The organism is Bacillus sp. NTK034 (assembly GCF_017303275.1).
Lineage (GTDB): Bacteria > Bacillota > Bacilli > Bacillales > Cytobacillaceae > Cytobacillus.
This window is the reverse complement of the sequence record NZ_JAFKOJ010000002.1, coordinates 452260-477718: the sequence shown is the minus strand read 5'-3', so window position 1 is coordinate 477718 and position 25459 is coordinate 452260. Positions and strand designations below refer to the sequence as shown.

Here is a 25459-nt window from a genome sequence, read left to right as displayed (position 1 = left end):
GCCATTAGCATACCTTTTTCAGATTAGGTGGTGAGGAAGATCGAATTAAATAAAAGGCAGGAAAAGATCATAGAAATCGTAAAGGAAAACGGGCCGATCACTGGTGAGAGTATAGCGGAACAGCTAAACTTAACCAGGGCGACACTAAGGCCTGATCTGGCTATCTTAACGATGGCAGGCTATTTGGATGCCCGTCCGCGTGTAGGCTATTTTTATACAGGGAAAACCGGGGCACAGCTGTTGACAGAAAACCTTCAGAAGCTTTATGTAAGAGATTATCAATCCATTCCTGTAGTTGTTAATGAAAATGTATCGGTTTATGATGCAATTGTGACTATGTTTCTGGAAGATGTCGGCACGCTATTTGTAGTGGACCAGAGTTCACTGCTTGTAGGGGTTTTGTCAAGGAAGGATTTGCTTCGGGCAAGTATTGGCAAGCAGGAGCTTAATTCCATCCCTGTTAATATCATTATGACAAGAATGCCTAATATTACAATGTGTGAAAAAGATGATTTGCTCATAGAAGTTGCTAAAAAGCTGATTGAAAAGCAAATCGATGCCCTTCCTGTTGTAAAAAAGACGGAGAAAGGGTTTGAAGTTAACGGCAGGATAACCAAAACAAACCTGACAAAAGCATTCTTGGCCCTGGCCGGAGAAAAGTAGCAAAGTAAGAAGGAGATGGTGTTGAAGAATGGAAAAATTGCCGATCATCTACGTCGTTTCGGACTCAGTGGGAGAAACGGCTGAACTTGTAACAAAAGCTGCCACGAGTCAGTTTAATGGCAGTGATATATTTATTAAACGCTTTCCATATGTTGAAGAAAAAGTACATATTGATGAAGTCATATCGCTGGCAAAGCTGGATAATGGGATGATAGCCTATACAATGGTTAAGCCGGATATGAGGAAATATATTAACCAGAGGTCTGCAGAAGAAGGGATATATGCTTTTGATATCGTCGGCCCTTTAATGGATCAAATCCAAAGAGCCTGCGGCATTACTCCGCTCTTTGAACCTGGACTGGTCAGAAAGCTTGATGAGGATTATTTTAAAAAGATTGAGGCTATCGAGTTCGCTGTGAAATATGATGATGGCCGAGACCCTCGTGGAATATTAAAAGCAGATATAGTGTTAATAGGCGTTTCAAGGACATCAAAAACACCTCTTTCTCAATATCTTGCACATAAGCGCCTTAAAGTGGCTAACGTTCCCCTTGTTCCTGAAGTTGATCCTCCTGAAGAGCTGTTTCTGGTCCCGCCGGATAAGTGCTTCGGTCTGAAAATCAGTCCTGAGAAATTAAACTTTATCCGAAGAGAACGTCTAATATCGCTAGGTTTAAGCGATAATGCCAGCTATGCAAATATAGAGAGAATCAAAGAAGAAATAGGTTACTTTGAGAAAATCGTTTCCAAAATTAAATGCCCGGTAATAGATGTTACGAATAAGGCAGTAGAGGAAACAGCCAATATGATCTTAAATCAATACCGTAAAAGCTTTCCGAAAAGCTAGCACATAAATTTTTTATGTGCCTTTTCTTTTTGTGGTGCGGCATGAAGGCTGATTAGCTTAATGTAAATATGATCCATTCTAAGATGGGATTTTAACAAAAAAAACAGGAAATTAAATTATATTCATTCCAGATAAAATAATGGCAAAATAGAGATTAATGTACTATAATAAAAAATTGTGATAAAAATGTACCCGAATAGGTTTAGAGTTCATTGCGAAGGAATAAACTATTTATTGTGGCATGTCAAGCTTTCGTCCAAGAAAAAATTCGACATATCTCACTATGCAAAAGTTATTCATGCAAAGAAGGATAATGCGGAGTGATGTAGAATTATTAGAACATTAGGCAAACCAAACATTATTGTGGATGCTGATTCCTGTCCCGTAAAAGAAGAAATTGTCGAAATAGCCAATTCCTTTACAATGGATGCAGTGTTTGTTGCTTCTTATGCCCATATGAAAAATGACCTAAATGGGGCTGTCTGGAAATTTGTTGACAGCAGTAAGGAAGCTGCTGATTTATTCATAATGAATTATGTGAAATCAGGAGACGTAGTGGTAACTCAAGATATTGGATTGGCCTCAACTCTTTTGCTGAATGGTGTTTATGTCCTTTCTCCCAGGGGAATTTTATTTGAAGAAAATGAAATTCGGACCGCGCTTGAAATGAGGCATCTTTCAGTGAAAGCGCGAAGAAGAGGTGTTTATGGGAAAGGCCCAAAACCATATAGCCGAGAGGATCGATCCAGATTTGTGCAGAAATTGACAAAGATTTTGTCGAATCTTGAAGGAATTCAGTAAGGTTTATCGAATACCTGAGTAAGTAATGGAGTTGTTCATATGGCAGAACGGATCGCCGAGGAGAAAGTAAATGAAATTCGGCAAGCTGTAGATATTGTTGATGTCATTGGCGACTATATTCAATTAAACAAGCAAGGACGCAACTACTTTGGGCTTTGTCCTTTTCATGGCGAAAATACTCCTTCCTTTTCTGTATCACCCGAAAAGCAAATCTATCATTGCTTTGGATGCGGAGCTGGAGGTAATGCATTTTCTTTCTTAATGGAATTAGAAGGATATTCCTTTCAGGAAGCTGCCTTAAAACTCGCTGAAAAAGGAAATATCAAGCTTGAAATTGATGCGGCATCTGCAGCATCAGCAAAATCAATGCCAGTAGATTTACAGCAGATGATGGAAGCGCATGAGCTTCTACGTAAATTTTATCACCATCTGCTCGTAAACACAAAAGATGGTCAGCATGCACTTGAATATTTGCTTAATAGAGGCTTTACAATGGAATCGATCGAAAAATTTCAAATCGGCTATTCATTGAAGTCCTGGGATTTTGTCTTCAAGTTTCTGACTAAAAGAAAATTCCCGGCAGATGTTATGGAAAGAGCTGGACTGATTATCAAAAGGGAGAAAGATGGGAACTATTTTGACCGCTTCAGAGATAGAATCATGTTCCCGATTTTTGACCGCAGCGGAAATACGATTGCTTTTTCGGGAAGATCACTTGGGGACGATGAGCCCAAATACTTAAATAGCCCTGAAACTGCAATCTTCAATAAAAGCAAAACTTTATATAATTTTCATTTGGCGAGACCACAGATTAAAAAATTGCAGAGGGTCGTTCTTTTTGAAGGGTTTGCAGATGTAATCGCCGCTGATCGCGCTGGTGTCGGCAATGGCGTTGGTACGATGGGCACTGCTTTAACGGAAGAACATGTTGCTTCTTTAAGAAGAAATGTTCAATCAATCACGATCTGCTATGATTCCGATAATGCGGGTATTGAAGCCGCATACCGGGCAGCAAACCTGCTAATGGAAGCAGGCTGCCAGATCAGAGTAGCGCTCATGCCTGATGGATATGATCCGGATGATTATATTAATGAATTCGGTGAAGAAAAATTTCGTCATGATGTAATCGAGTCCAGCATAACCTTTATGGCATTTAAGCTTCTTTACCTCCGCAGGGGCAAAAGGCTTCAAAATGAAGGAGATCGTCTCCTTTATATCGAAGAGGTATTAAAGGAAATCAGCCAGCTGGATAAAGCAGTGGAAAGAGATCATTATCTGCGCCAGCTTGCGAATGAATTCTCCCTTTCTCTGGAAGCCTTGAAAGAGCAGCAAAAACAGGTCTTTTATACGGAGAAGCGAAGGAATAGCCAGAAGGGGAAAGGTACTTTCGAACCTCAAAAACGGCTGCAGACACCAAAAAGGGCTGACAGTCTTAAACCCGCCTACCATACAGCGGAGAGAAGGCTAATCGCCCACATGCTCAGGAATAGTGACATAGCATTTAAAGTTCAGGATATGCTTCAGGGAAACACATTTAACATCGATGAGCACCAGGCAATTATTACCTATCTTTTAGGTTTCTACGAAAAAGGCCATACGCCTGATCCGAGTGCATTTATAAATTTTATAAAAGATGAAAAGCTTAAGCGCATTGTGGTGGATATAGAAATGATGTCCATAAACGATGAAATAAGCGAACAGGAATTAACAGATTATCTCAAACAGGTGTTGAATTATCAAAAGATGTTAAAAATAAAAGAAAAACTAAAGGAAGAAAAAGAAGCAGAACGACAAAAGGATTATGCTAAAGCGGCTTTAATTGCAATGGAGATCCTTCATTTGCGTAAGTCACTATAAGAAGGCTGTGTGCCTTAATAAATGTTTTTGGGGATTAAGCGTCTCCTAAGGAATAGTTCCATTTGCAAGATGTGTTAAGAATGTGTGTGATTTTTGGAAGGAGGGGGACATATGGCTGAAAAGTCGGCCCGTTCAAAAGAGGTTGATACAGAGTTGACCCTTGAACAAGTAAAAGATCAATTAGTTGAAATAGGAAAAAAGACAGGTGTCCTTGCCTATGATGATATAGCAGAAAGATTGTCTCAATTTGAACTCGATTCCCACCAAATGGATGAATTCTATGAATTCCTCGGAGATCAGGGTGTTGAATTAGTCGGAGATAATGAAAATGACGATCCAAATGTACAGGAGCTTGCAAAAAATGAAGAGGAATTTGACCTTAATGATTTAAGTGTCCCTCCAGGTGTGAAAATTAATGATCCTGTCCGTATGTATTTAAAAGAAATTGGACGTGTTGATTTACTCTCTGCAGAGGAAGAAATCGCACTTGCCAATCGAATTGAGGAAGGCGACGAAGAAGCAAAAAGGCGCCTGGCAGAAGCTAACCTCCGATTGGTTGTAAGTATTGCCAAAAGGTATGTGGGACGCGGGATGCTGTTCCTTGACCTTATTCAGGAAGGAAATATGGGACTGATAAAAGCGGTTGAAAAATTTGACTACCGCAAAGGATTTAAGTTCAGTACGTATGCAACATGGTGGATACGCCAGGCTATCACAAGAGCAATTGCTGACCAGGCCAGGACCATTCGTATTCCTGTGCACATGGTTGAAACCATCAATAAATTGATTCGTGTCCAGCGTCAGCTTCTCCAGGATCTTGGCCGTGAACCAACACCAGAAGAAATTGCTGAAGATATGGATTTAACTCCGGACAAAGTAAGAGAAATTCTTAAGATTGCACAGGAACCTGTTTCATTAGAAACACCTATTGGTGAGGAGGATGACTCTCACTTAGGTGACTTTATTGAAGATCAGGATGCCACTTCTCCATCAGAGCATGCGGCATATGAGCTCCTGAAGGAACAGCTTGAAGATGTTCTTGACACACTTACTGACCGTGAAGAAAATGTTCTTCGTCTTCGATTCGGACTGGACGACGGCCGAACCAGGACTTTAGAAGAAGTTGGCAAGGTATTTGGCGTTACCCGGGAGCGTATACGTCAAATTGAAGCCAAAGCCTTAAGAAAGCTGCGTCATCCCAGCAGAAGCAAACGGTTAAAAGACTTCTTAGAGTAAAAAATAATTGCCAGTGGATAGTTTACTTCTTAAAATGGAAGTAAACTATTTTTTTTGACTGGATGTGCTTTGGTTGGATGAAAACAGAAAAAAGGTCATTGTTAACGAAATTCTGTATTGGAAGAAAAGCCGAATGCTTCCTGATCGATATTGCGACTACCTGCTGGCTCTTTATACGGAAGGAAGTCAGCTGAAGGAAATAAAAAAGCATAAAAATAAAATGGTGTTATATCTTGCCAACCTTATTTTCTTGCTGCTTATTCCAATTTCTGCTTTATTAATTTATTTTACTGAATTGTCTATTATTTTGCAAACCGCCATTTTAATTCTTTTTATTTCCGCGTGTATTTTCTTTGTTTTTTATTTTTCCAGTAAAGCAAAATTGATGCATATTCCCATCATCTCAGCAGCTTTAATATTACTGATGGGAGCTGTTGGGCTTGTATCCGAGATATATCCGGAAAACCAGAAAGTACTCTATGCTGCCCTAGTGATCAATTGTGTTCTTTGGCTGTTTGCGGGTTTAAAATTTAAGTTTCAATATTTATGGATTTCAGGGACACTAGGTTGCATTTTAATAATTATCTCTATATTTGTATAATAAAATATTTTAAAAAGTTTTTAAATGTTGAGAAAACTCTTACATCCCTTATATAATAGTAATGAAAGCGTATACAACATTTGTGTTTGAGGGGGATGTAAATGAATTTTGATTTGACTGCCGAACAGAATATGATCCTTAAAACAATAAGGGAATTTGCTCAGGAAGAAGTGGCCCCAGGGGCATTGGAAAGGGACCGTACAAAAGAGTTCCCAATAGAAGTTTTCAAAAAAATGGCAGAACTTGGTTTGATGGGACTTCCTTTCCCTGAAGAATATGGCGGGGCAGGGGCAGATACTGTAAGCTTTGCTATTGTAACAGAAGAGTTGAGCAAAGCATGTGCGTCTACCGGGATCACTTACTCGGCCCATATATCTCTTGGCGGAGCACCGCTTTTTTTATTCGGAACTGAAGAGCAGAAGCAAAAATATCTGGTGCCAATTTGTACAGGTGAGTCGTTTGGAGCTTTCGGGCTAACAGAACCTAATGCAGGCTCTGATGCAGGCGGTACGAGAACAACAGCTGTCGAAAAAGATGAAGAATTCATTATTAATGGTAATAAATGCTTCATTACAAATGCCAGCTATGCTAAGCATTTAGCATTGACTGCTGTCACCGGTGAAGCGGGCGGCAAAAAAGAAATCAGTGCGATTATTGTACCAACGGATGCAGAAGGATTTACAGTGATTGATAATTACGAAAAGATGGGACTCAACGCCTCAAATACTACTGAACTGGTTCTTGAAGACGTGCGTGTTCCGACTGAGCACTTGCTCGGCAAAAAAGGAGAGGGCTTTAAGCAATTCTTAATCACATTGGATGGAGGGCGCATTGGAATTGGGGCCATGGCTCTAGGGATAGCTCAGGCTGCCTACGAAAAGGCACTTCAATATGCAAAGGAACGCCAGCAGTTTGGCCGTTCTCTCTCAAACTTCCAGGCTATCCAATTTAAACTTGCAGATATGGCAATGAAAATTGAATTGGCTCGAAATATGGTCTACAAAGCAGCATGGCTGAAAGACCAGGGAAGACCTTTCGCAAAAGAAGCTTCCATGTGCAAGCTCTATGCCTCTGAAATCTGTATGGAAATCGCCGATCAGGCCGTCCAAATCCACGGCGGATACGGCTACATGAAAGATTACCATGTAGAACGCTACATGAGAGACGGAAAGCTCACGGAAATAGGTGAAGGCACCTCAGAAGTTCAAAGAATGGTCATTGCACGCCTTATTGGGTGCTAATACCGAATTTGTTTGGTCATGCGGTTAAAATAATTAACAAAAAACTCCACCTCAGGATGGAGTTTTTGTCCATTTTATGAACAAGATTTGACAAAGTTTACAATAGGGCTTTTCCTTCTGACTTTTTTAAAGTAAAATAGAGATTGTTTGTATACTTACTTAAACTGAATGTGCTTACATAAGGGAGGTTAAATCATGAATCGCAATCCAATCATTCCATTTGTGTTAATTATGGTTTTTGGTGTGGTAGCAATGTTCCTTGTATCTTTTAAAGGTCTTGGCGATATGGAAGAGCTTGCAAAAGAACAGGAAGGCGGCGGTGCTGAAACTGAAGAAACTGCAGCTGCAACCCCTGAAGAAATTTACCAGAAGAGCTGTATCGGATGTCACGGTGACCAATATCAAGGTGGAGTCGGTCCTGCTCTAACAGGTGTAGGCGATCGTTTATCACAAGATGATATCGCGAATATCGTAGTAAACGGTAAAGGCTCAATGCCTCCAGGATTAGTGCCTCAGGACAAAGCTGCCGAAATGGCTGAATGGTTAGCAGGCCTTAAGTAATACCTATAATGAAAGTCCTTTGCATATGTAAAGGACTTTTTTTATACTATAAGAAAGGCTATCGCAATTTACGATAGCTTTTTTAGCTTTTCTCCCAGGAAGAGCAGATAGGCATGCGCTATGTGCTTTTTACAATACATAAATAAGTGGTGACAGAATGAATACAGAGAAATTATCAAATCGGCTTGAAGCTGTAACAAATTATATCCCCCATGGCGCACGAATAGCTGATATAGGCTCAGACCATGCGTATTTGCCATGCTATGCAATAAAGAAAGGCATTGTCCCTTTTGCCATTGCTGGCGAAGTTGTGGAAGGGCCGTATCAATCAGCCAAAAAACAGGTAAAAATGGAAGGCCTCGAAAATCAGATTTCCGTAAGAAAAGGGAGCGGCCTTGAAGTAATTAGTCCAGGTGAAGTTGACTGCATTACCATTGCGGGCATGGGAGGCGCTTTAATTGCGAGCATACTTGAAGATGGGAAGAGCAAACTTGCTTCAGTGCAGAGGCTTATCCTCCAGCCGAATTTAAGTGCCATCTCGATTAGAACCTGGCTGATTGCAAATGGATGGGAGCTAATAGCCGAAGAAATTCTTGAAGAAGATGGAAAAATCTATGAAATCCTTGCAGCTGAAAAAGGAGAGCCATTGAAACCTTACAAAAATATAGAACAAGGTTTGCTGATGGGCCCTTTTCTTATGGAGCAAAAATCCGAAGTGTTTCAAAACAAGTGGCTCGGTGAAATGAAAAATTGGGAGAGAATCCTTTTGCAGCTTGATAAAGCCGCACACTCCAGCGAAACAGAAAAGAGAAAACAGGAGTTAAAAGAGAAAATTAAAATGGCTGAGGAGGTACTCGAACAGTGAAAAAAATAAATGGACATGAGATTATCCAATTATTTGAGCAGTTCTCCCCAAAAGCATATGCGATGGAAGGAGACAAAGTCGGCCTGCAGATCGGAAGGCTTAACACCCCCGTTGAAAATGTCATGATTGCTCTTGATGTGCTGGAAGAAGTCGTTGATGAGGCAATTGAAAAGAAGGTGCAGCTGATTATTGCTCATCATCCGTTAATCTACAGGCCGCTGCAAAAAATTTCAACGGATACTCCGTCAGGAAGAATTATTGAAAAGCTTATCAAACATGATATAGCCGTGTATGCAGCACATACCAATTTGGATATCGCCAAAGGCGGGGTCAATGATATGCTTGCTGATGCACTGAAGCTAACCGATACAGAAGTATTATATCCGACATATGAAACTGAATTGAAAAAGCTCGCTGTTTTTGTACCTGAAGGAAATGCTGAGTCACTAAGGCAAGCGCTTGGAAACGCAGGGGCAGGTTCAATTGGCAATTACAGTCATTGTTCGTTTGCCTCCCGTGGAACGGGGCAGTTTAAACCTAATGGGAAAGCTAATCCGCATATCGGCCAGCAGGGTAAGCTCGAGACAGTTGAAGAAGTCTGCATTGAGACTATTTATCCTGAACATATAGAAAAAAAAGTGCTGTCGGCCCTGTTCAAAAACCATCCTTATGAAGAAGTTGCCTATGATATTTATAAGCTTGAAAATAAGGGGGAAGTTCTGGGGCTTGGCAAAATTGGAGAAGTCAGCGAGATGACTCTTAAGGAATTTGCGGAGCATGTAAAACATACACTTGAAGTGGATGGAGTTCGGGTAGTAGGTGACCTCTCGTCAAAGGTCAGGAAAGTCGCTGTTTTGGGCGGAGATGGAAATAAATACTTCATGTCAGCAAAGATGAAAGGTGCAGATGTATATGTAACGGGTGATATGTATTACCATGTGGCTCATGATGCTATGATGATGGGCCTTAACATTGTCGACCCCGGTCATAATGTTGAAAAAGTAATGAAAAAAGGAGTTACCCAAAAATTAGCACAGATGTGTTCTGAAAAAGGGTATAGCGTATCCATTTTTCCTTCTGAAATTCATACGGATCCATTTCAGTTTGTTTGACTCAAAAAGAACCGGTCTACCAATGGGACCGGTTCTTTTGATTATAGCTTTGCAGGCTTCTTTACTTTAGGAAGTATTTTATTTAACGGCACTTTTTTCTCGCGTGACCATGTGGATTCATCACCGGGATTAAATTGTTCCAGGAATGTGATGACTTCCTTCGTGATCGGTGTCGGTGTAGAGGCTCCTGCTGTAACTGCAACTGTCGATGCATCTTTAATCCAATTCACATCCAGTTCAGTTATATCAGCAATGCGGTAGGCTTTTGTACCGGCAATTTCTTCTGATACCTGTGCAAGACGATTAGAGTTATTGCTCTTCGGGTCCCCCACAACGATTAAAACGTCAGCCTGGCCAGCTTGTTCTGCAACAGCTTCCTGGCGCACCTGAGTAGCCATGCAGATTTCTTTGTGGAACTCAGCGTGAGGATATTTCTCCTTTATCTGATCCATTACATGTACGACATCCCATTGGCTCATTGTAGTCTGATTAGTCACAAGTATCTTATCAGCCTGTATGCTAAGTTCATTCACATCCTCAATGGTCTGCACTAAATGGACTGCATCAGGAGCTACACCTACTGCACCTTCAGGTTCAGGATGGCCTTTTTTGCCGATGTAAATAATTTGAAAACCTTCCTTTTCCTTTTCCCTGATTAAATCATGTGTTCTTGTTACGTCAGGGCACGTAGCATCGATTGTCACAAGGCCTTTTTGTTTGGCAGCTTCACGCACTTCAGGAGAGATGCCATGTGCTGTAAAAATGACAGTGCCTTTATCGACTTTATTTAAGATCTCTTTGCGGTCTTTCCCATCAAGTGTAATAATTCCTTCCTCTTCAAAAGCATCTGTTACATGTTTGTTATGCACAATCATACCCAAAATATAGATGGGTCTTGGCAATGATGGATCAAGTGCAGCGTTTCTCGCAATAACCATTGCATCCACCACACCGTAACAATAGCCCCGAGGAGAGATTTTTATGACATTCATCTGTTTATCCTCCCTAATGAAAGCTTATATCTGAATTGAAGTGAGTTCTATTTCTAATGCGCAAAAAACCCCATATTGCATCTCTATTATATAAGAGATAAACCGATATTACAAAAGGAGTAATTCTTCTTAATGAAAAGCAAAAAAAGAATGCCTCAGCATCCTTTTCTTTAAATATATAATTTCGGTTTGGAAATACCTTCTGCTGAAGATGATTTGGCGGCTGGCTTTTCAGCGACAGGTGCCTTTTTTATTTTTTTGCCCTGTGAATCCGGCTTCTTTTTCTCTGCTTTGGCCTGATTGGATTTCTCATTTGATTCAGAAGCAGCCTCATCAGCTTCTGGGGCATCTTTCAAACCTCTATAAAGTTTCCACATAGCAGGAAGATTCCTGACCAGCGGACCATATTGCTGAACCATTGGCCCAATTTGCTGTGCTGTATTTAGAACCTTTTGAGTGTTCGTTAAAAAGCCGTTTATGGAAGAAGGATTACTTATTGCCTGCAGTATGCCTCCGCCTGCGGGGGAGCTTCCTGCCGCTCTGGCAGCCCCCATCCCAGCTGAAGGCTGAGCATTGCCTTTTCCCAATATTTTTGAGAGCAATCCGCCCCCGCCTCCACCGCGTTTCATTCCCTGAGGACCGCCCATCATTGGTCCCATGGGAGGTCTGCCCTGCATCGGGGTCATAAAAGGATGGGGAGGCATTCCTCCGCGCATAGGGCGTCTTGATCCTGGCATCATATCCATTTGCCTCCTTTCATTGCACATTTCTGCTTCATAATAAATTTTCATATAATAAAGTATGCGTTTATCCCATTTTGGTTTAGGCATAAAGCAGAAGAAACCAATTTATTTATTAAAATCGCCCAAAAAGCTTATCATAAAAATATAAATGCCTGTATGAGTGGTTATTTGCAGGAAACTTTATTATAATAACAGGATGTAAGAAAAGCTCGGAACCAGCAAGGTGTCAGTTGAAACTAGTAGATCTTACTTGACTAATAAATGTATCGGATGAAACCTGAACTGAGGTGAATCTGAATAATTGAGGAGTTTTTATATGAACGAAACGAAATTTGACCGATTTAACTTAAAGCCATTTATTATAGAAGCGGTTAAAGATTTTGGCTTTTACGAACCGACAGAAATCCAGGAAAGAATGATTCCTGCCGTGCTGAAGGGTGAAAGCGCAATAGGCCAGTCTCAGACAGGCACAGGAAAAACCCACTCATATGTGCTTCCTATCCTCCAAAAGGTTGATTATTCCCGCCAGGAGGTTCAGGCTATTATTACAGCTCCAACCCGAGAACTTGCCAATCAGATTTATCATGAAATTCTCAAAGTTACAGAGCATTGTCCCGAAGGAGAAGAAATAACTGCACGCTGCTATATTGGAGGAACGGATAAGCAGAGAACCATTGAAAAACTGAAAAAACAGCCTCATGTGGTTGTAGGCACACCGGGAAGGATTAATGATCTTGTAAAAGAACAGGCATTGTTTGTGCATACTGCTGAAATTCTCATAGTGGATGAAGCAGATTTAATGCTTGATATGGGATTCATTGAAGATGTTGATCAGATTGCAGCAAGGATGCCGGAAAAGCTGCAGATGCTTGTATTCTCAGCTACCATTCCAGAGAAGCTTAAGCCTTTCCTGAAAAAATATATGGAAAATCCAAAATTTGTTCACGTTGAGCCGAAGCAGGCAGCAGCAGCCAATATCGAGCACTGGCTTCTGCCGTCCAGACACCGGAACAAAGTGGAACTTGTCTATCAGGCATTGACTTCATTTAATCCGTACCTAGCCATTGTTTTTACGAACACCAAGAAAAAGGCAGATGAAGTGGCAGATGGATTAATCAGCAAAGGCCTAAAAGTCGGACGCATTCACGGAGACCTCAACCCTCGTGAACGGAAGAAAATGATGAAGCAGATTCTAGACCTTGAGTTTCAATATATTGTGGCAACAGACCTGGCAGCCCGCGGTATTGATATACAGGGGATCAGCCATGTAATCAATTATGAACTTCCGACGGATCTTGATTTTTATATACACCGGGTTGGCCGGACAGCGCGTGCGGGATTCTCGGGAATTGCTTTGACGATATATGAGACTTCCGATGAAGATGCATTGAACAGACTTGAAAAAATGGGATTAGAATTTCAGCACAAAGACTTGCAAAAAGGTGAATGGACAGACCTGGATAATCGCAATAAGCGAAAAACAAGACAGAAACAAACAGATGACATTGATAAAAAAGCTGCATCACTAGTAAAGAAACCGAAAAAAGTAAAACCTGGCTACAAAAAGAAAATGAAATGGGAAATGGACAAAATAAAAAAACGCGAAAGAAGAATAAAGCGTAAATAATATTGTAAAAGGGAGAGGTATCGTCATGCTGAAAATTGGATCACATGTGTCCATGAGCGGAAAAAAAATGCTTTTAGCAGCAAGTGAAGAAGCTGTTTCATATGGCTCCAATACATTTATGATCTATACAGGAGCCCCTCAAAATACAAGAAGAAAAAAAATTGAAGATCTGAACATTGAGGCCGGGCTGAAGCATATGGCAGAGAACAGGATTGCTGATATTGTAGTACATGCTCCATATATTATCAATATCGGGAATACTTCAAACCCTTCAACTTTTGAATTAGGCGTTAATTTCCTTCGCTCTGAAATCGACCGCACCGAAGCAATTGGAGCTAAGCAGATTGTTCTTCATCCTGGTGCACATGTAGGAGCAGGAACAGAGGAAGGCATCAAAAAAATCGTTGAAGGCTTGAATGAAGTCTTAAATGGCGAAGAAAACGTACAGATCGCACTTGAAACCATGGCCGGAAAAGGTTCGGAGTGCGGAAAATCCTTTGAAGAACTGGCTATGATTATAGAGGGAGTCCATTATAACAACCATTTATCTGTATGCTTTGATACTTGCCATACGCATGATGCAGGATATGATATTGTGAATGATTTCGATGGTGTATTGGAACAATTCGATAAGATTATTGGTCTTGACCGCCTGAAAGTGCTGCATATTAATGACAGTAAGAATGAACGCGGAATGCGTAAAGACCGTCATGCGAATATCGGATTTGGCCACATTGGCTTCAGTGCTCTAAACTACATTGTTCATCATCCGCAATTACAGGATGTCCCTAAAATTCTGGAGACTCCTTATGTTGGTGAAGATAAAAACAATAAAAAAGCGCCTTATAAGCATGAAATTAATATGCTGCGCAGCCAGGAATTCAATGAAAATCTATTAGAAGCCATTATGGCTGGATAATCAAAGCAAAAAGCTGTGCCCGAGATTGCACAGCTTTTTGCTTGAGAAATTAAGTATTATAAGCTAAGCCTATTTTGTAAATTGCAAAAAAAGCCTGTTTACTTCCCTTGCAGTTTCCGGGCCGGCAATCCTGGCAATTTCCTTGATTATTTTAGTCCGTTCCCGATCATCAAAGATGTTTACTTGCTTGCCTCTCAAATGGTCTGCAATTTTCTGCGCCTGCGCTTTTGTAATCCTGATGTTAAACTGCTCTCCATATTTTAATAATTCATCTGCTGTAATATTGCTTAATTTGTGATTAATGATGTTTTCGAATATTTTCATGTTCATCACTCCTCCTCAGTACTTTATGAGCTAAGGATGTGAATAGTGACAATAAGTTTTGAAATCCCCATAAATAAGCATGTACCTTTACATTAAATGAAGGTTCCTGTATACTGTGTTAGTAAATCGTAATGATTCTTAATATGTAAGGTGATAAAAATGGCACAGCCAATTATTGAAATAGATCATGTTTCTTATAGATATGAGAAAGAAAATGTCCTTGAGGATATTAATCTGACCATTAATTCAGGGGATTTCCTCGGAATAGTCGGTCCGAATGGGTCAGGTAAATCAACCCTGCTAAAACTTGTACTGAATTTGCTTAAAGTGCAGAAGGGGAGCGTCAAACTGTTTGGCCAGGAAATAAGCCGTTTTAAGGATTGGCAGAACATTGGGTTTGTTTCTCAAAAGGCAAATTCATTTAATACAGGATTCCCGGCAACGGTCTTTGAAGTCGTTTCAAGCGGCCTTACAAAGAAGCTGGGTCTTTTTAAATTTATGGGCAAGGCAGATCAGGCAAAAGTTCTTCATGCTATTGAATCTGTTGGCATGCAAGAGTTTGCCGGACGCAATATAGGCGAGCTTTCAGGAGGGCAGCAGCAGCGGGTTTTCATTGCCCGCGCATTGGTAAGCGACCCAAAATTATTAATATTGGATGAGCCGACAGTAGGCGTAGATGTGAAAAATGTCCAGTCTTTCTACGGGATGCTAGATGATTTAAATAAGAAGCTTGGCATTACTCTATTGCTGGTTACACATGACATTGGCACAATTTCTGATAAAGTTACCCATGTGGCTTGCCTGAATAAGAATTTGCATTTCCATGGAAATACATCAGAATTTGAAAGCTTAAATATTAATGAAATGTCAGAGATTTACGGGCACGATGTACATGTTCTAACACATAATCATGACCATCATCACCACGATAAAGGAGAAGGCAGATGATTGCAGGAATCCTTCAATATGAATTTTTACAAAATGCTTTTTTAACTGGAATTATCATCGGAATCATTGCTCCTCTCCTGGGTGTGTTCATTGTTGTCAGAAGGCTGTCTTTAATTGCCGATGCTTTAAGTCATGTAACACTTGCCGGCATCGCTGCAAGCCTGCTGCTTGAAAAGAAATTTATCGGACTGAGCGGGTTGAATCCGTTATATATGGGGATGGCCTTTTCAGTAGCCGGGTCATTGTTTATTGAAAAACTGAGGGCTGTTTATAAACATTATCAGGAGCTTGCTATTCCTATTATTTTATCTGGAGGCATTGGGCTCGGTGTAATATTCATTTCACTCGCTGACGGGTTCAATACTGATTTATTCAGTTATCTGTTTGGCAGTGTCAGTGCAGTCAGCCGGCTGGATTTATGGACGATTTTAATCATCAGCGTGTTTGTTATTGAACTTGTGGTGCTGCTCTATAAAGAATTATTTCTGCTGTCATTTGATGAAGAGCATGCCAAGGCATCTGGAATAGCTGCTAAAAGTGTCCACTTCATATTTATTGTCATGGTGGCTCTGGTAATAGCTGCTTCCATGAGAATAGTGGGAATTTTATTGGTTTCATCGCTAATGACTTTGCCGGTTGCAGCAAGTATCAGAATTGCAAAAGGATTCAAACAGACGATTTTCCTGTCCATGCTTTTCGGTGAAATTTCAGTTTTAGGCGGACTGACGATTTCCTACTATATAGATTTAGCTCCAGGCGGAACAATCGTCATGATTGCCGTGTTAATACTGATTGTGACAATCTTGCTTAAAAAAATTGCAGGCATGAGGCCGGCAAAAATGTAAATGACTTCTATCCGAGATTAACTCAGAGCAAAAAATGAGGTGTAAAAAATGAATGTTGATGAAGCCATGCAGCTTTTGAAGGATAAAGGCTATAAGCATACAGGGAAGAGAGAAGAGATGCTTCAGCTATTTGCTGACAGTGATAAGTATTTAACGGCCAAAGATGTTCTGGAAAAAATGAAGGATAACTACCCTGGACTCAGCTTTGATACCATCTATAGAAACTTATCTTTATTCGTGGATCTGGATATTTTTGAAATGACAGAGCTATCAGGAGAAAAACACTTCCGCTTTACTTGCTCACATGAACACCATCATCATCATTTTATATGTCTGGATTGCGGCAAGACGAAAGAAATCGAAGTTTGTCCCATGAAACAGGTTCAGGAAAATCTGAGGGGTTATGATGTATCTGGACATAAGTTCGAAATTTATGGGAAGTGCCCGGAATGTTTTCAATAAAGTAATAAAAAAGAAGCATGGAGCTATTTACTATAGCCTCATGCTTCTTTTTGCAAATAGGATATGCTGGCTCCAATTGTCCGCCACAGGACATGGCGTTTTTAGTTGGAGTTCATCTGATCCTTCCGCTTTTGTTCCTGCAGCCAGTCTTCCACCCATGTATTCGCTTCCTGCCAGTTTCTGACTCTAATGACGCCATTGGGAAGGGGTTCCTGGTTATAGGGTGTATCGAATAGGATGACAGGAATTCCGCAGGCCTCGTGAATCATGACCGCATTATCATGCTTGTCTTCAAAAAAGATATCCACCTCATATTTTTTTGCAGCTTCGATTTTATCATGGCTCCCGATCAGTTCAATATGATCGAACTCCAATGTGTTCTCTAGAAACCATTCCTCTGTTATTTGCTGCAGGTGAGAACCCCTGGCGCTTATAAAATACAATTCATGCTTGCGTTTCCAGTTTGTCAAAGCTTCCTTTGCGCCTTCTGCAATGGGAGATTCTTTGTATATAATGGGCTCATTTTCATAAAACCAATCTGCAAATTGCTCTTCTGATATCGTTACCAAGGGTGTTAAATCATATTGCTTAATATCACTTAAAGTAATATTCAGATTAAATGCTTCATTTAAATATGGAACCATGGCTTCAGGGCAAGTAACCGTTCCGTCAATATCAATGCCAAAACGCTTCTTCATCATTATGATCTCCTTTAATGCATATATCCCTTATCTTAACAAAAGTCCCAGCCTTGCAAAAGAGTGTTGCCTGAGCAGGTTTGAAAGTTAAACATTTACATCTTAAAAAAGTCTTATATCGCAAACACTATAAATGCTCCATTAAGCAGTACTTTTTAGTAACACAGCAAAGGAAGCGAGGGATCATGATGGCAGACCAAGAGCGCAGGAATGAAGAGTATGACCTTCGATACAGTGAGCGGGTTGGCGAAGCAGATGCAGATTATTCTGAAGAAGTTGCTGCCGAAATAGCAGCTCCAGGTGTCTACGGCAGATCGCTGGATCGGGAAGAGAAAAATGAAACAGCTGCAGTTCATGCAGATTATTCTGAGGAAACCTCTGCCGAAATAGCAGCGCCTGGTGTCTACGGCAGATCGCTGGATCAGGAAGTTGAAAACGAAGCTGCAGTTCATGCAGATTATTCTGAGGAAACTTCTGCCGAAATAGCAGCTCCGGGTGTCTATAATAGATCAGTGGACAGGGATGGAGAAAATGAAACAGCTGCAGCCGGCAGAGGTGTCGGATATGCAGCCCTGGCACTTTCCATTTTATCTTTGTTTGTGCTGCCGGTTCTTTTTGGAGCAACAGGAATTGTCCTTGGTTTTATCGCACGCCGGAGGGGCTCAGAAAGCCTTGGTGGCTGGGCGATTGCAATAGGGGCAATTTCCATTATTGTCGGTATGTTCATTCTGCCGTTTTTTTAGAAAAAGAAGAAAAAAAGCCTGGCTCCCAAATTTATTTGGTGCCAGGCTTTTTCTATAGATTTTTGAACTTCTCGAAAGCGGGCAGCATTCGCCTTACCTTATGGCTGCAGGTTTTCTGCCTTTGCTTTTTCTTCTTCCTGTTTGGCAAAATATTCTTCGGCGATTTTGTCGATTTCAAGCTTAAGCTCCTCAACCATTGTTTCTTCAGGAACTTTCCTTACAATCTGGCCTTTGCGGAACAGGAGGCCTTCACCGCGGGCACCTGCAATGCCGATATCAGCTTCTCTGGCTTCTCCAGGCCCGTTAACAGCACAGCCTAATACAGCAACTTTAATTGGCGCTTTAATTTTTTGAATATATTCTTCCACTTCATTCGCAATGCTGATTAAGTCAATCTCAATCCTTCCGCATGTCGGACAGGAGATCAGTGTTGCAGCATTGGAGGATAAACCAAACACTTTAAGAAGTTCGCGGGCAACTTTAACTTCTTCTACGGGATCTGCACTAAGTGAAATTCTTAACGTATTTCCAATTCCTTTGCTTAAGATTGCACCAAGTCCAGCAGCACTTTTTACAGTCCCGGCAAAAAGTGTGCCTGATTCTGTTATACCTAAATGAAGAGGGTAGTCAAAAGCTTTTGCTGCTTTCTCATAAGCCTCAATGGCCAAATTAACATCGGAGGCTTTCATAGAAACGATGATGTCATGGAAATCAAGGTCTTCTAAAATTTTGATATGGTGCAGGGCACTTTCAACCATGCCATCTGCTGTAGGATATCCATATTTCTCAAGGATTCTTTTTTCAAGAGAACCTGCATTTACACCTATGCGGATAGGGATTCCTTTTTCTTTTGCGGCCTTGACAACTGCTTCAACTTTTTCACGTTTACCAATATTCCCCGGATTAATGCGGATTTTATCTGCTCCGCCTTCGATGGCCTTTAATGCCAGCTTGTAGTCAAAGTGGATATCAACAACAAGCGGTATGTTAATTTGTTTTTTAATATCTGCTATGGCATTTGCAGCTCTTTCATCCGGGCAGGCAACACGCACGATTTGACATCCTGCTTCTTCGAGCCTTTTAATTTCAGCTACAGTCGCTTCAACGTCATGTGTTTTCGTAGTGGTCATACTCTGAATGAACAGCTCATTGCTTCCGCCAATTGTTAAAGGCCCAACTTTAACAGGCCTTGTTTTAGTGCGATTTATAATTTCACTCAATGGAGATTCGCTCCTTTTTATCTTTTCATATAACAGCTGAGATGTATGCTGTTAGAGAAGGTTCACTTTATTGTATCAATGAACCGCTGAAGTTGACAAGAATGATGATTAGTTGTCCTGAGTATATTTCGGAAATTTATAGGTCTTACCTGATTTAATGTCTTCAGGCTGCATTCCATTATTTAATTCCGAGAAGTCTGACACAACCTGGTCTATGCCAACAGGAATTGGTCCATCAAGGTTCAGTTCTATAATTGAAAGAACTGTCTCTCCAGGATTGACCTTTTTTTCAAAATAGGTTTCACCTGTTTCTGTGGGCAGCGTACTGGCCTCCAGTGCTTGCTTTTGTCCAGCGGGCAATGTGCCATGATCAAGGTCATAATAGATTACATATATAACTAGGATTGAAAGCAGTACTCCCGCAAGCTTTTTCATACTGGCCAAAACCCCCTGCAAATAGCATGTTTACCCAATATGTATGCTTGTCCGAATATGATTAGACCAAAAAAAGTCCTCAATTTGTATTATTCTGCATTAACAACTGCTTTATTTATAAAATAACTCCTCTTTTTAATTGCAAAAATAAAAACGCGCTATTGGCACGTTTTTATTTTGAGCTATGAGATGGTATTTCCTTAATGGACAAGAGGAGAATGATAAGAGAAACAAACCAGTTAATAATCGCCCCATTTTGTACCACAGTCTGAAGGGCTGACATTACAGTAAAGAAAACGGTCGGCAAAGTAATGCTGTACGCAGACATGCGCCATAAATGACGGTACTCCAGTTTTTTACTTAGTGCATTTTTGAGAAGAAGACCTGCAAGTGCTATCAGGGATATCTCAATAAATCGAATGCCGGCTGCGAAAATATAAATGACAACCGCTATTAAGGGAATAATAATCGGCATAAGGGATTCTGCAGAAGAAAGGAAGTCTGATAAGTCATCCTTTGTAATTGTGCGGCTTGTCAGCAATGTGTATGGATATGTCTGTTTCTGTCCTTCAGCATGAATGTAGACCTCATTTTTTAATAACGCAATCGTATTGCCGCTATCTGATAAGACAGTAGTGTCAACTGCTCCTGTCGAATCAACTATGATTGTAAAATTATCTTTATTGAGGGTTACAGGTGCTTCCTCCTCTGTGTGAAGCTGTCCTTCTGTAATTTCAAAATCCGGCAGATCACTGTCAATTGTTTTATCAATAGCATTTAAGCCATTAATGATTGCCGAACCGGAATAAAACACGGTTGGCAGTACTGAAAGCAGGGTAAGGAAAAACACATACAAAATAGTCTTTCCTATCCCCTGATGGCGAAATAAAGCGATATCTTTAGGAGAAAACAGGCTTTTATAAAACTGAAGAATAATATTCATTTTGACACACCCTTTTTGAGATTCACTATTATATTTTAGCCAAATATCCAGACGTTACAAGCAAATGCGTTTGCAAGTCCTTTTTGTATTTGTAACAAATTTGTAATATAAGGATCAAATGTTAAGGTATTGTAAATTTAGTTCATAACAGGTTTACATTTCTGCGGGTTTCCTTTAATAATTGTATGGGGTTTGATGAAACATGTCGAATAAACAGTTATAGGGGTTGAAAAATTGTGGAACTGAATGTTCAGCAAATGCTTTTTGAGTTTTTGGGCGGGCTTGGTATTTTCCTTTATGGAATCAAGTTCATGGGTGATGGGCTCCAAAAATCAGCTGGTGACCGGCTGAGGGATTTATTAGATAGATTTACTACGAATCCTCTAATGGGAGTGCTGGCAGGTATTCTTGTCACCATCCTAATACAGAGCAGCTCTGCAACCACTGTTATTACAGTGGGATTAGTATCAGCCGGATTCATGACATTGCGCCAGGCAATAGGTGTTATTATGGGAGCCAATATTGGAACCACGGTTACAGCATTCATCATTGGAATCGATATCGGGGAATACGCTTTGCCAATCATTGCTTTAGGTTCAATCCTATTGTTTTTCTTTAAAAACAAAAAGGTCCATAATGTCGGTCAGATTGTATTTGGCTTTGGTGCATTATTCTATGGACTTGAATTAATGAGCGGGGGAATGAAGCCTCTTCGTTCATTGGAAACTTTTCATGACTTAACCGTAAGCATGAGTTCAAATCCAATTCTGGGTGTGGTTGTCGGAACAGTGTTTACTGTTATTGTTCAGAGCTCAAGTGCCACAATCGGTATTCTCCAAGGCTTGTTTTCAGAAGAGCTGATTAACCTGGATGCGGCTTTGCCGGTTCTGTTTGGAGACAATATTGGAACGACCATTACAGCTGTTTTAGCCGCTATTGGAGCGTCTGTTGCTGCAAGAAGAGCCGCGGCCGTGCATGTATTGTTTAACTTAATTGGTACTACTATCTTCTTGATTTTATTAAAGCCTTTTACATTATTGATTGAGACACTGCAAGTGAAAATTAACTTAAATCCTGAAATGACCATTGCCTTTGCACATGGAATTTTCAACAGTACTAATACACTTATTCAGCTGCCATTTGTAGCAGCACTGGCATGGATTGTAACAAAACTTATTCCGGGAGAAGATGCTGTTGCTGAATATAAAGCAAAACATTTGGATCCTGTTTTTATAGAACAATCACCTTCGATTGCACTTGGACAAGCTAAAGAAGAAGTGCTTCGGATGGGAGCATTCTCAGTACGGGGACTGGAAGAAACGGTTCAATATTTGAAAACCGGCAATCAAAAACATTCAGAAAGTGCATACCAGTTAGAGGACGCTATCAATAACCTTGACCGCAAAATTACAGACTATTTGATTAAGTTATCTACAAGCTCACTTTCAGCACATGAGTCTGCCGAGCACACTGTGCTGATGGATACGGTAAGAGATATTGAGCGAATCGGTGACCATTTCGAAAATGTAATAGAACTGATTGATTATAAACAGGCAAATAAAGTGTCCATTACTGATTCAGCTATGGCTGATTTAGAACAAATGTTCAAATTAACTATTTCTACTGTAAAAGAAGCTCTTCAGGCACTGGACCACAATGATAAAATTGCTGCAGAGCATGTTGTAAAAAAAGAAGAAGAGATTGACAAAATGGAAAGAAAGCTTCGCAAACAGCATATTCTTCGGCTGAATGAAGGAGTCTGCTCCGGCCAGGCCGGCATAGTGTATGTAGACATTGTCAGCAACCTTGAACGTATCGGCGATCATGCTGTGAATATTGCTGAAGCTGTTTTAGGAGATGAATAAGTGGTAAAATAAGCAAGGGGAAATCCCTTGCTTATTTATTTTAATAATGAATGTATATATTCTGAAGTGAGATAACTGTCTAGCGCAAGCAGCCTACGCCCTCGAGGTGTCGGGGGTGGGCAAGTCGCTTGCGCTTTTCTGGAAAGGGTGCTGATCATGGAGATAATTTATTGGACGCTTATCATTCTGTTATTTATTATTGCTTTTGCGGGCCTTGTATTTCCGATTATTCCAAGTGTTCTGTTTTTGCTGGGAGGTTTTATCCTGTATGGAATTCTATTTTCTTTCGAACCTTTTAACTGGCTTTTCTGGACAATTCAGGTGCTATTTGTCCTGCTGCTATTTGGTGCTGACTACCTAGCAAATATGATTGGGGTAAAAAAGTTTGGCGGATCAAAAGCCGGTGTCTGGGGAAGCACAATCGGCCTGCTGGCAGGTCCATTTGTCATCCCTGTATTGGGAATATTAATCGGGCCTTTTTTGGGTGCTGTCATTGCGGAACTCGCAGTAAATAAGACCAGCTTCAATGATGCAGTGAAGATCGGTTTCGGATCGGTAATCGGCTTTGTCAGCAGTGCAGCAGCAAAAGCTGTAATTCAAGGGATAATGATTATTTATTTTCTATTTGTGGTCCTTTGAGGACCTGCTGAAAGGTTTAAATTTAATGGAATAATAAAAACTAGATAGGATATTGTATATATGTAGCAAAGCATTTTGTTTGAAACAAAAAACCAACTTTGGTAATCTTAAACTAAAGACCTTAGAAACATTCTAAAATCAGAATTTTATAAATGATTGGAGCGTTTCAGGGGCTTACTAAAACAGATACATAGGGAGGAATTTTATTATGGCATTCGAATTACCGCAATTACCTTACGCTTATGATGCATTGGAGCCAAACATCGACAAAGAAACGATGAATATTCATCATACAAAGCATCACAATACTTATGTAACAAACCTGAACAATGCTTTAGAAGGAAACGAAGAGCTTCTTTCTAAAACAGTTGAAGAAGTTGTTTCTAACCTGGATGCCGTACCTGAAGCTGTTCGCACTGCGGTACGCAACAACGGCGGCGGCCATGCAAACCATTCTCTTTTCTGGCAGATCATTTCTCCAAATGGCGGTGGCGAGCCTACAGGTGAATTAGCAGACGCTATCAGCAGCAAATTCGGAAGCTATGACAGCTTCAAAGAAGAATTTGCAAAAGCAGCTACAACTCGCTTCGGATCTGGCTGGGCTTGGCTGGCAGTAAGCAATGGCGAATTGGAAGTAACAAGCACACCTAACCAGGATTCTCCATTAATGGAAGGCAAGACTCCAATCCTTGGCCTTGATGTTTGGGAGCATGCTTACTACTTAAAATATCAAAACCGCCGTCCTGAATACATCAATTCTTTCTGGAATGTTGTTAATTGGGATGAAGTTTCTAAGCGTTACAGCGCAGCAAAATAATAAATCAAAAAGCACGGCGGTTTACATCTGCCGTGCTTTTTTTTAGGAATAAAGAGCTATTCTGTTAATTTCTAAATCATTGCATAACCGCACTTGCTTTGTAGGAGACTACCCTTAGAACCAAAGGGGAGTTTTTTTATGAGCAGATTTAAAAAACTGATCGGTGATGTCGATTTAACGAAAGATTTAACATTGCTTTTATTTATAGGGGGGCTTTATTCTTTAAGTGCTGCCCTTTCCAACACATTTGTAAATATTTATCTCTGGAAGCAGTCTGGTGAGTTCAGCGATCTTGCTTTATATAACCTGGCCATTGTGGTTCTTCAGCCTTTAACGTTTATCCTGGCAGGAAGATGGGCGAAGAAAATTGACCGTGTCATTGTACTGAGAATCGGTGTAATCTTTTTGGCACTATTTTATCTGACAGTGCTTTTCATTGGAACAAATGCCTCAAAATTTCTATTGCTTCTAGGGGCTCTGCTGGGAGTCGGGTATGGGTTCTACTGGCTTGCTTTCAATGTACTCACTTTTGAAATAACTGAGCCGGAGAATCGCGATTTCTTTAATGGGTTCCTTGGAATACTAACATCCGTTGGGGGTATGATTGGACCGATAGCAGCGGGTTTCATTATTTCAAGGATGGAAAAGTTCACAGGCTATTCCGTTATCTTCGGCATCTCCCTGACACTTTTTTCAATAGCTGTCTTTTTAAGCTTTTTTCTTAAAAGGCGGCCGGCTGACGGAAGGTATTTATTTGGAAGAATCCTTGCAGAACGAAAAAACAGTCTGAACTGGCGAATGATTACGAATGCCCATTTTTTTCAGGGTCTTAGAGAGGGAACTTTTATTTTTGTCATATCAGTTTATGTTTTTATTTCAACTGGCAGTGAACTGGCTCTTGGTACATACGGATTGGTCAACTCAAGTATATCTTTTTTGGGGTATTTTCTTGTATCAAGGCTTTTAAAGAAGGAGTATCGGAAAAGGGCCATACTTATAGGAGGGCTATTACTGTATGGTGCTATATTCTTTATCGTTTTTGAGGTTACGTATCCAAAGCTGCTGATGTATGCAGCCACTATTGCTATTGCGTATCCGCTCCTGCTTGTGCCATATATCTCATTAACATATGATGTCATTGGCAGAGGCTGGAAGGCTGCAGAGATGAGAATTGAGTATATCGTAGTAAGGGAGATCTTTTTAAATGCAGGACGGATGGTATCCATTTTAGGTTTTTTAGCTGCGGTATCTTTTTTCAATGAAGAAAAAAGCATTCCTATTCTGCTCTTAATCATAGGTGCAGGGCATTCGGTCATCTATTTCTTCGTCAGGAAAATACAATTTCAGTCTGCGTGAGAGAGAGGAATTCCTCTCTCTTTTTTTACCAGAAAAATATCTCTGTCGAAAAAGGGTTCTTTATAGAATTTATTGCTATTTTCTTTTAGAATGGGAGTA

At 40.4% G+C, this 25459-nt stretch carries 27 protein-coding genes; 20 read left to right on the top strand and 7 right to left on the bottom strand.

All coding sequences use genetic code 11. The features are described 5' to 3' along the window. The first annotated feature begins 30 nt into the window (after positions 1 to 30). The 10 genes from JI665_RS08715 (at position 31) to JI665_RS08670 (ending at position 9784) form a co-directional block, all read left to right on the top strand. Positions 31 to 663 (top strand): helix-turn-helix transcriptional regulator, encoded by a 633-nt coding sequence (locus JI665_RS08715; protein ID WP_162272013.1) that lies wholly within the window; start codon positions 31 to 33, stop codon positions 661 to 663. 28 nt (positions 664 to 691) lie between these two features. Then, positions 692 to 1510, top strand: a complete 819-nt coding sequence (locus JI665_RS08710; RefSeq protein ID WP_206838787.1) for a pyruvate, water dikinase regulatory protein — start codon at positions 692 to 694, stop codon at positions 1508 to 1510. 363 nt (positions 1511 to 1873) lie between these two features. Next, a complete protein-coding gene (locus JI665_RS08705) occupies positions 1874 to 2311 on the top strand; it encodes a YaiI/YqxD family protein (RefSeq protein ID WP_206838786.1) in 438 nt (145 codons plus the stop codon). 39 nt (positions 2312 to 2350) lie between these two features. Then, on the top strand, positions 2351 to 4168 hold the full coding sequence (gene dnaG, locus JI665_RS08700; protein ID WP_206838785.1) for a DNA primase: 1818 nt from the start codon (positions 2351 to 2353) through the stop codon (positions 4166 to 4168). 111 nt (positions 4169 to 4279) lie between these two features. Continuing rightward, positions 4280 to 5404, top strand: a complete 1125-nt coding sequence (gene rpoD, locus JI665_RS08695; protein WP_206838784.1) for an RNA polymerase sigma factor RpoD — start codon at positions 4280 to 4282, stop codon at positions 5402 to 5404. A 73-nt stretch (positions 5405 to 5477) separates the two neighbouring features. Then, positions 5478 to 6005, top strand: a complete 528-nt coding sequence (locus JI665_RS08690) for a hypothetical protein (RefSeq protein WP_206838783.1) — start codon at positions 5478 to 5480, stop codon at positions 6003 to 6005. A gap of 101 nt (positions 6006 to 6106) precedes the next feature. Next, on the top strand, positions 6107 to 7246 hold the full coding sequence (locus JI665_RS08685; RefSeq protein ID WP_206838780.1) for an acyl-CoA dehydrogenase: 1140 nt from the start codon (positions 6107 to 6109) through the stop codon (positions 7244 to 7246). A gap of 195 nt (positions 7247 to 7441) precedes the next feature. Then, positions 7442 to 7807, top strand: coding sequence for a cytochrome c550 (gene cccA, locus JI665_RS08680; RefSeq protein ID WP_009332985.1), 366 nt, complete (start codon positions 7442 to 7444; stop codon positions 7805 to 7807). Between the two features lie 157 nt (positions 7808 to 7964). Then, a complete protein-coding gene (locus tag JI665_RS08675; protein WP_206838778.1) occupies positions 7965 to 8672 on the top strand; it encodes a tRNA (adenine(22)-N(1))-methyltransferase in 708 nt (235 codons plus the stop codon). Then, entirely contained in the window at positions 8669 to 9784 is a 1116-nt protein-coding gene (locus tag JI665_RS08670; protein WP_206838776.1) for a Nif3-like dinuclear metal center hexameric protein, read from the top strand. The genes JI665_RS08675 and JI665_RS08670 overlap by 4 nt, the downstream gene beginning before the upstream one ends. 41 nt (positions 9785 to 9825) lie before the next feature. Here the strand turns inward: JI665_RS08670 and JI665_RS08665 are convergent, their stop codons facing one another. Both JI665_RS08665 and JI665_RS08660 read right to left on the bottom strand, forming a co-directional pair. Beyond that, a complete protein-coding gene (locus tag JI665_RS08665; RefSeq protein WP_206838774.1) occupies positions 9826 to 10776 on the bottom strand; it encodes a 4-hydroxy-3-methylbut-2-enyl diphosphate reductase in 951 nt (316 codons plus the stop codon). Between the two features lie 170 nt (positions 10777 to 10946). Further along, positions 10947 to 11516, bottom strand: a complete 570-nt coding sequence (locus JI665_RS08660; RefSeq protein WP_244671130.1) for a YqfQ family protein — start codon at positions 11514 to 11516, stop codon at positions 10947 to 10949. A gap of 319 nt (positions 11517 to 11835) precedes the next feature. Between JI665_RS08660 and JI665_RS08655 the strand changes: the two genes are divergently transcribed. Both JI665_RS08655 and JI665_RS08650 read left to right on the top strand, forming a co-directional pair. Continuing rightward, on the top strand, positions 11836 to 13146 hold the full coding sequence (locus tag JI665_RS08655; RefSeq protein WP_206838772.1) for a DEAD/DEAH box helicase: 1311 nt from the start codon (positions 11836 to 11838) through the stop codon (positions 13144 to 13146). A 25-nt stretch (positions 13147 to 13171) separates the two neighbouring features. Then, the gene (locus JI665_RS08650; protein ID WP_206838770.1) at positions 13172 to 14065 is read left to right on the top strand and encodes a deoxyribonuclease IV; all 894 of its coding nucleotides are present in this window, start codon (positions 13172 to 13174) and stop codon (positions 14063 to 14065) included. A 69-nt stretch (positions 14066 to 14134) separates the two neighbouring features. Here the strand turns inward: JI665_RS08650 and JI665_RS08645 are convergent, their stop codons facing one another. Beyond that, positions 14135 to 14389: a DUF2624 domain-containing protein gene (locus JI665_RS08645; RefSeq protein ID WP_019382849.1), complete on the bottom strand. Its 255-nt coding sequence runs from the start codon at positions 14387 to 14389 to the stop codon at positions 14135 to 14137. 159 nt (positions 14390 to 14548) lie between these two features. Between JI665_RS08645 and JI665_RS08640 the strand changes: the two genes are divergently transcribed. The 3 genes from JI665_RS08640 to JI665_RS08630 are packed head-to-tail and all read left to right on the top strand — an operon-like array spanning position 14549 to position 16644. Beyond that, positions 14549 to 15337, top strand: a complete 789-nt coding sequence (locus tag JI665_RS08640; RefSeq protein WP_206838768.1) for a metal ABC transporter ATP-binding protein — start codon at positions 14549 to 14551, stop codon at positions 15335 to 15337. Then, complete coding sequence (locus JI665_RS08635) at positions 15334 to 16182, top strand: metal ABC transporter permease (RefSeq protein WP_206838766.1); 849 nt, start codon at positions 15334 to 15336, stop codon at positions 16180 to 16182. The genes JI665_RS08640 and JI665_RS08635 overlap by 4 nt, the downstream gene beginning before the upstream one ends. A gap of 48 nt (positions 16183 to 16230) precedes the next feature. Next, entirely contained in the window at positions 16231 to 16644 is a 414-nt protein-coding gene (locus JI665_RS08630) for a Fur family transcriptional regulator (protein WP_206838764.1), read from the top strand. A gap of 101 nt (positions 16645 to 16745) precedes the next feature. Here JI665_RS08630 and JI665_RS08625 read toward each other — a convergent pair whose 3' ends face one another. Continuing rightward, positions 16746 to 17342: a hypothetical protein gene (locus tag JI665_RS08625; protein ID WP_206839300.1), complete on the bottom strand. Its 597-nt coding sequence runs from the start codon at positions 17340 to 17342 to the stop codon at positions 16746 to 16748. Positions 17343 to 17758: 416 nt separating this feature from the next. On the opposite strand from JI665_RS08625, the gene JI665_RS29115 reads away from it, so the two are divergent. Then, positions 17759 to 18085, top strand: coding sequence for a hypothetical protein (locus JI665_RS29115; protein ID WP_414635268.1), 327 nt, complete (start codon positions 17759 to 17761; stop codon positions 18083 to 18085). Between the two features lie 98 nt (positions 18086 to 18183). Here JI665_RS29115 and ispG read toward each other — a convergent pair whose 3' ends face one another. The 3 genes from ispG to JI665_RS08605 all read right to left on the bottom strand — a co-directional run bounded on the left by ispG (position 18184) and on the right by JI665_RS08605 (position 20683). Further along, a complete protein-coding gene (gene ispG / locus JI665_RS08615; RefSeq protein WP_206838760.1) occupies positions 18184 to 19305 on the bottom strand; it encodes a flavodoxin-dependent (E)-4-hydroxy-3-methylbut-2-enyl-diphosphate synthase in 1122 nt (373 codons plus the stop codon). A 108-nt stretch (positions 19306 to 19413) separates the two neighbouring features. Next, positions 19414 to 19740: a hypothetical protein gene (locus JI665_RS08610; RefSeq protein ID WP_206838758.1), complete on the bottom strand. Its 327-nt coding sequence runs from the start codon at positions 19738 to 19740 to the stop codon at positions 19414 to 19416. A 172-nt stretch (positions 19741 to 19912) separates the two neighbouring features. Further along, positions 19913 to 20683: a DUF1189 domain-containing protein gene (locus tag JI665_RS08605; protein ID WP_206838757.1), complete on the bottom strand. Its 771-nt coding sequence runs from the start codon at positions 20681 to 20683 to the stop codon at positions 19913 to 19915. Positions 20684 to 20940: 257 nt separating this feature from the next. Here JI665_RS08605 and JI665_RS08600 point away from each other — a divergent pair, with 257 nt between their 5' ends. The 4 genes from JI665_RS08600 to JI665_RS08585 all read left to right on the top strand — a co-directional run bounded on the left by JI665_RS08600 (position 20941) and on the right by JI665_RS08585 (position 25360). Continuing rightward, positions 20941 to 22548 (top strand): Na/Pi cotransporter family protein, encoded by a 1608-nt coding sequence (locus JI665_RS08600; RefSeq protein ID WP_211202507.1) that lies wholly within the window; start codon positions 20941 to 20943, stop codon positions 22546 to 22548. Positions 22549 to 22704: 156 nt separating this feature from the next. Continuing rightward, entirely contained in the window at positions 22705 to 23187 is a 483-nt protein-coding gene (locus JI665_RS08595; protein ID WP_206838752.1) for a DUF456 domain-containing protein, read from the top strand. Between the two features lie 208 nt (positions 23188 to 23395). Further along, positions 23396 to 24004, top strand: coding sequence for a superoxide dismutase (locus tag JI665_RS08590; RefSeq protein ID WP_206838750.1), 609 nt, complete (start codon positions 23396 to 23398; stop codon positions 24002 to 24004). Between the two features lie 138 nt (positions 24005 to 24142). Further along, complete coding sequence (locus tag JI665_RS08585) at positions 24143 to 25360, top strand: MFS transporter (RefSeq protein WP_206838748.1); 1218 nt, start codon at positions 24143 to 24145, stop codon at positions 25358 to 25360. Positions 25361 to 25459: the final 99 nt, after the last annotated feature.

Excerpts from the sequence above, each read along its gene's own strand:
- JI665_RS08710 (WP_206838787.1), top strand. The coding sequence starts at position 692 with ATGGAAAAATTGCCGATCATCTACGTCGTTTCGGACTCAGTGGGAGAA.
- dnaG (WP_206838785.1), top strand. The coding sequence starts at position 2,351 with ATGGCAGAACGGATCGCCGAGGAGAAAGTAAATGAAATTCGGCAAGCT.
- rpoD (WP_206838784.1), top strand. The coding sequence starts at position 4,280 with ATGGCTGAAAAGTCGGCCCGTTCAAAAGAGGTTGATACAGAGTTGACC.
- JI665_RS08685 (WP_206838780.1), top strand. The coding sequence starts at position 6,107 with ATGAATTTTGATTTGACTGCCGAACAGAATATGATCCTTAAAACAATA.
- cccA (WP_009332985.1), top strand. The coding sequence starts at position 7,442 with ATGAATCGCAATCCAATCATTCCATTTGTGTTAATTATGGTTTTTGGT.
- JI665_RS08675 (WP_206838778.1), top strand. The coding sequence starts at position 7,965 with ATGAATACAGAGAAATTATCAAATCGGCTTGAAGCTGTAACAAATTAT.
- JI665_RS08665 (WP_206838774.1), bottom strand. The coding sequence starts at position 10,776 with ATGAATGTCATAAAAATCTCTCCTCGGGGCTATTGTTACGGTGTGGTG.
- JI665_RS08660 (WP_244671130.1), bottom strand. The coding sequence starts at position 11,516 with ATGATGCCAGGATCAAGACGCCCTATGCGCGGAGGAATGCCTCCCCAT.
- JI665_RS08655 (WP_206838772.1), top strand. The coding sequence starts at position 11,836 with ATGAACGAAACGAAATTTGACCGATTTAACTTAAAGCCATTTATTATA.
- JI665_RS08650 (WP_206838770.1), top strand. The coding sequence starts at position 13,172 with ATGCTGAAAATTGGATCACATGTGTCCATGAGCGGAAAAAAAATGCTT.
- JI665_RS08645 (WP_019382849.1), bottom strand. The coding sequence starts at position 14,389 with ATGAAAATATTCGAAAACATCATTAATCACAAATTAAGCAATATTACA.
- JI665_RS08640 (WP_206838768.1), top strand. The coding sequence starts at position 14,549 with ATGGCACAGCCAATTATTGAAATAGATCATGTTTCTTATAGATATGAG.
- JI665_RS08635 (WP_206838766.1), top strand. The coding sequence starts at position 15,334 with ATGATTGCAGGAATCCTTCAATATGAATTTTTACAAAATGCTTTTTTA.
- JI665_RS08630 (WP_206838764.1), top strand. The coding sequence starts at position 16,231 with ATGAATGTTGATGAAGCCATGCAGCTTTTGAAGGATAAAGGCTATAAG.
- JI665_RS08625 (WP_206839300.1), bottom strand. The coding sequence starts at position 17,342 with ATGAAGAAGCGTTTTGGCATTGATATTGACGGAACGGTTACTTGCCCT.
- JI665_RS08610 (WP_206838758.1), bottom strand. The coding sequence starts at position 19,740 with ATGAAAAAGCTTGCGGGAGTACTGCTTTCAATCCTAGTTATATATGTA.
- JI665_RS08605 (WP_206838757.1), bottom strand. The coding sequence starts at position 20,683 with ATGAATATTATTCTTCAGTTTTATAAAAGCCTGTTTTCTCCTAAAGAT.
- JI665_RS08600 (WP_211202507.1), top strand. The coding sequence starts at position 20,941 with ATGCTTTTTGAGTTTTTGGGCGGGCTTGGTATTTTCCTTTATGGAATC.
- JI665_RS08595 (WP_206838752.1), top strand. The coding sequence starts at position 22,705 with ATGGAGATAATTTATTGGACGCTTATCATTCTGTTATTTATTATTGCT.
- JI665_RS08590 (WP_206838750.1), top strand. The coding sequence starts at position 23,396 with ATGGCATTCGAATTACCGCAATTACCTTACGCTTATGATGCATTGGAG.
- JI665_RS08585 (WP_206838748.1), top strand. The coding sequence starts at position 24,143 with ATGAGCAGATTTAAAAAACTGATCGGTGATGTCGATTTAACGAAAGAT.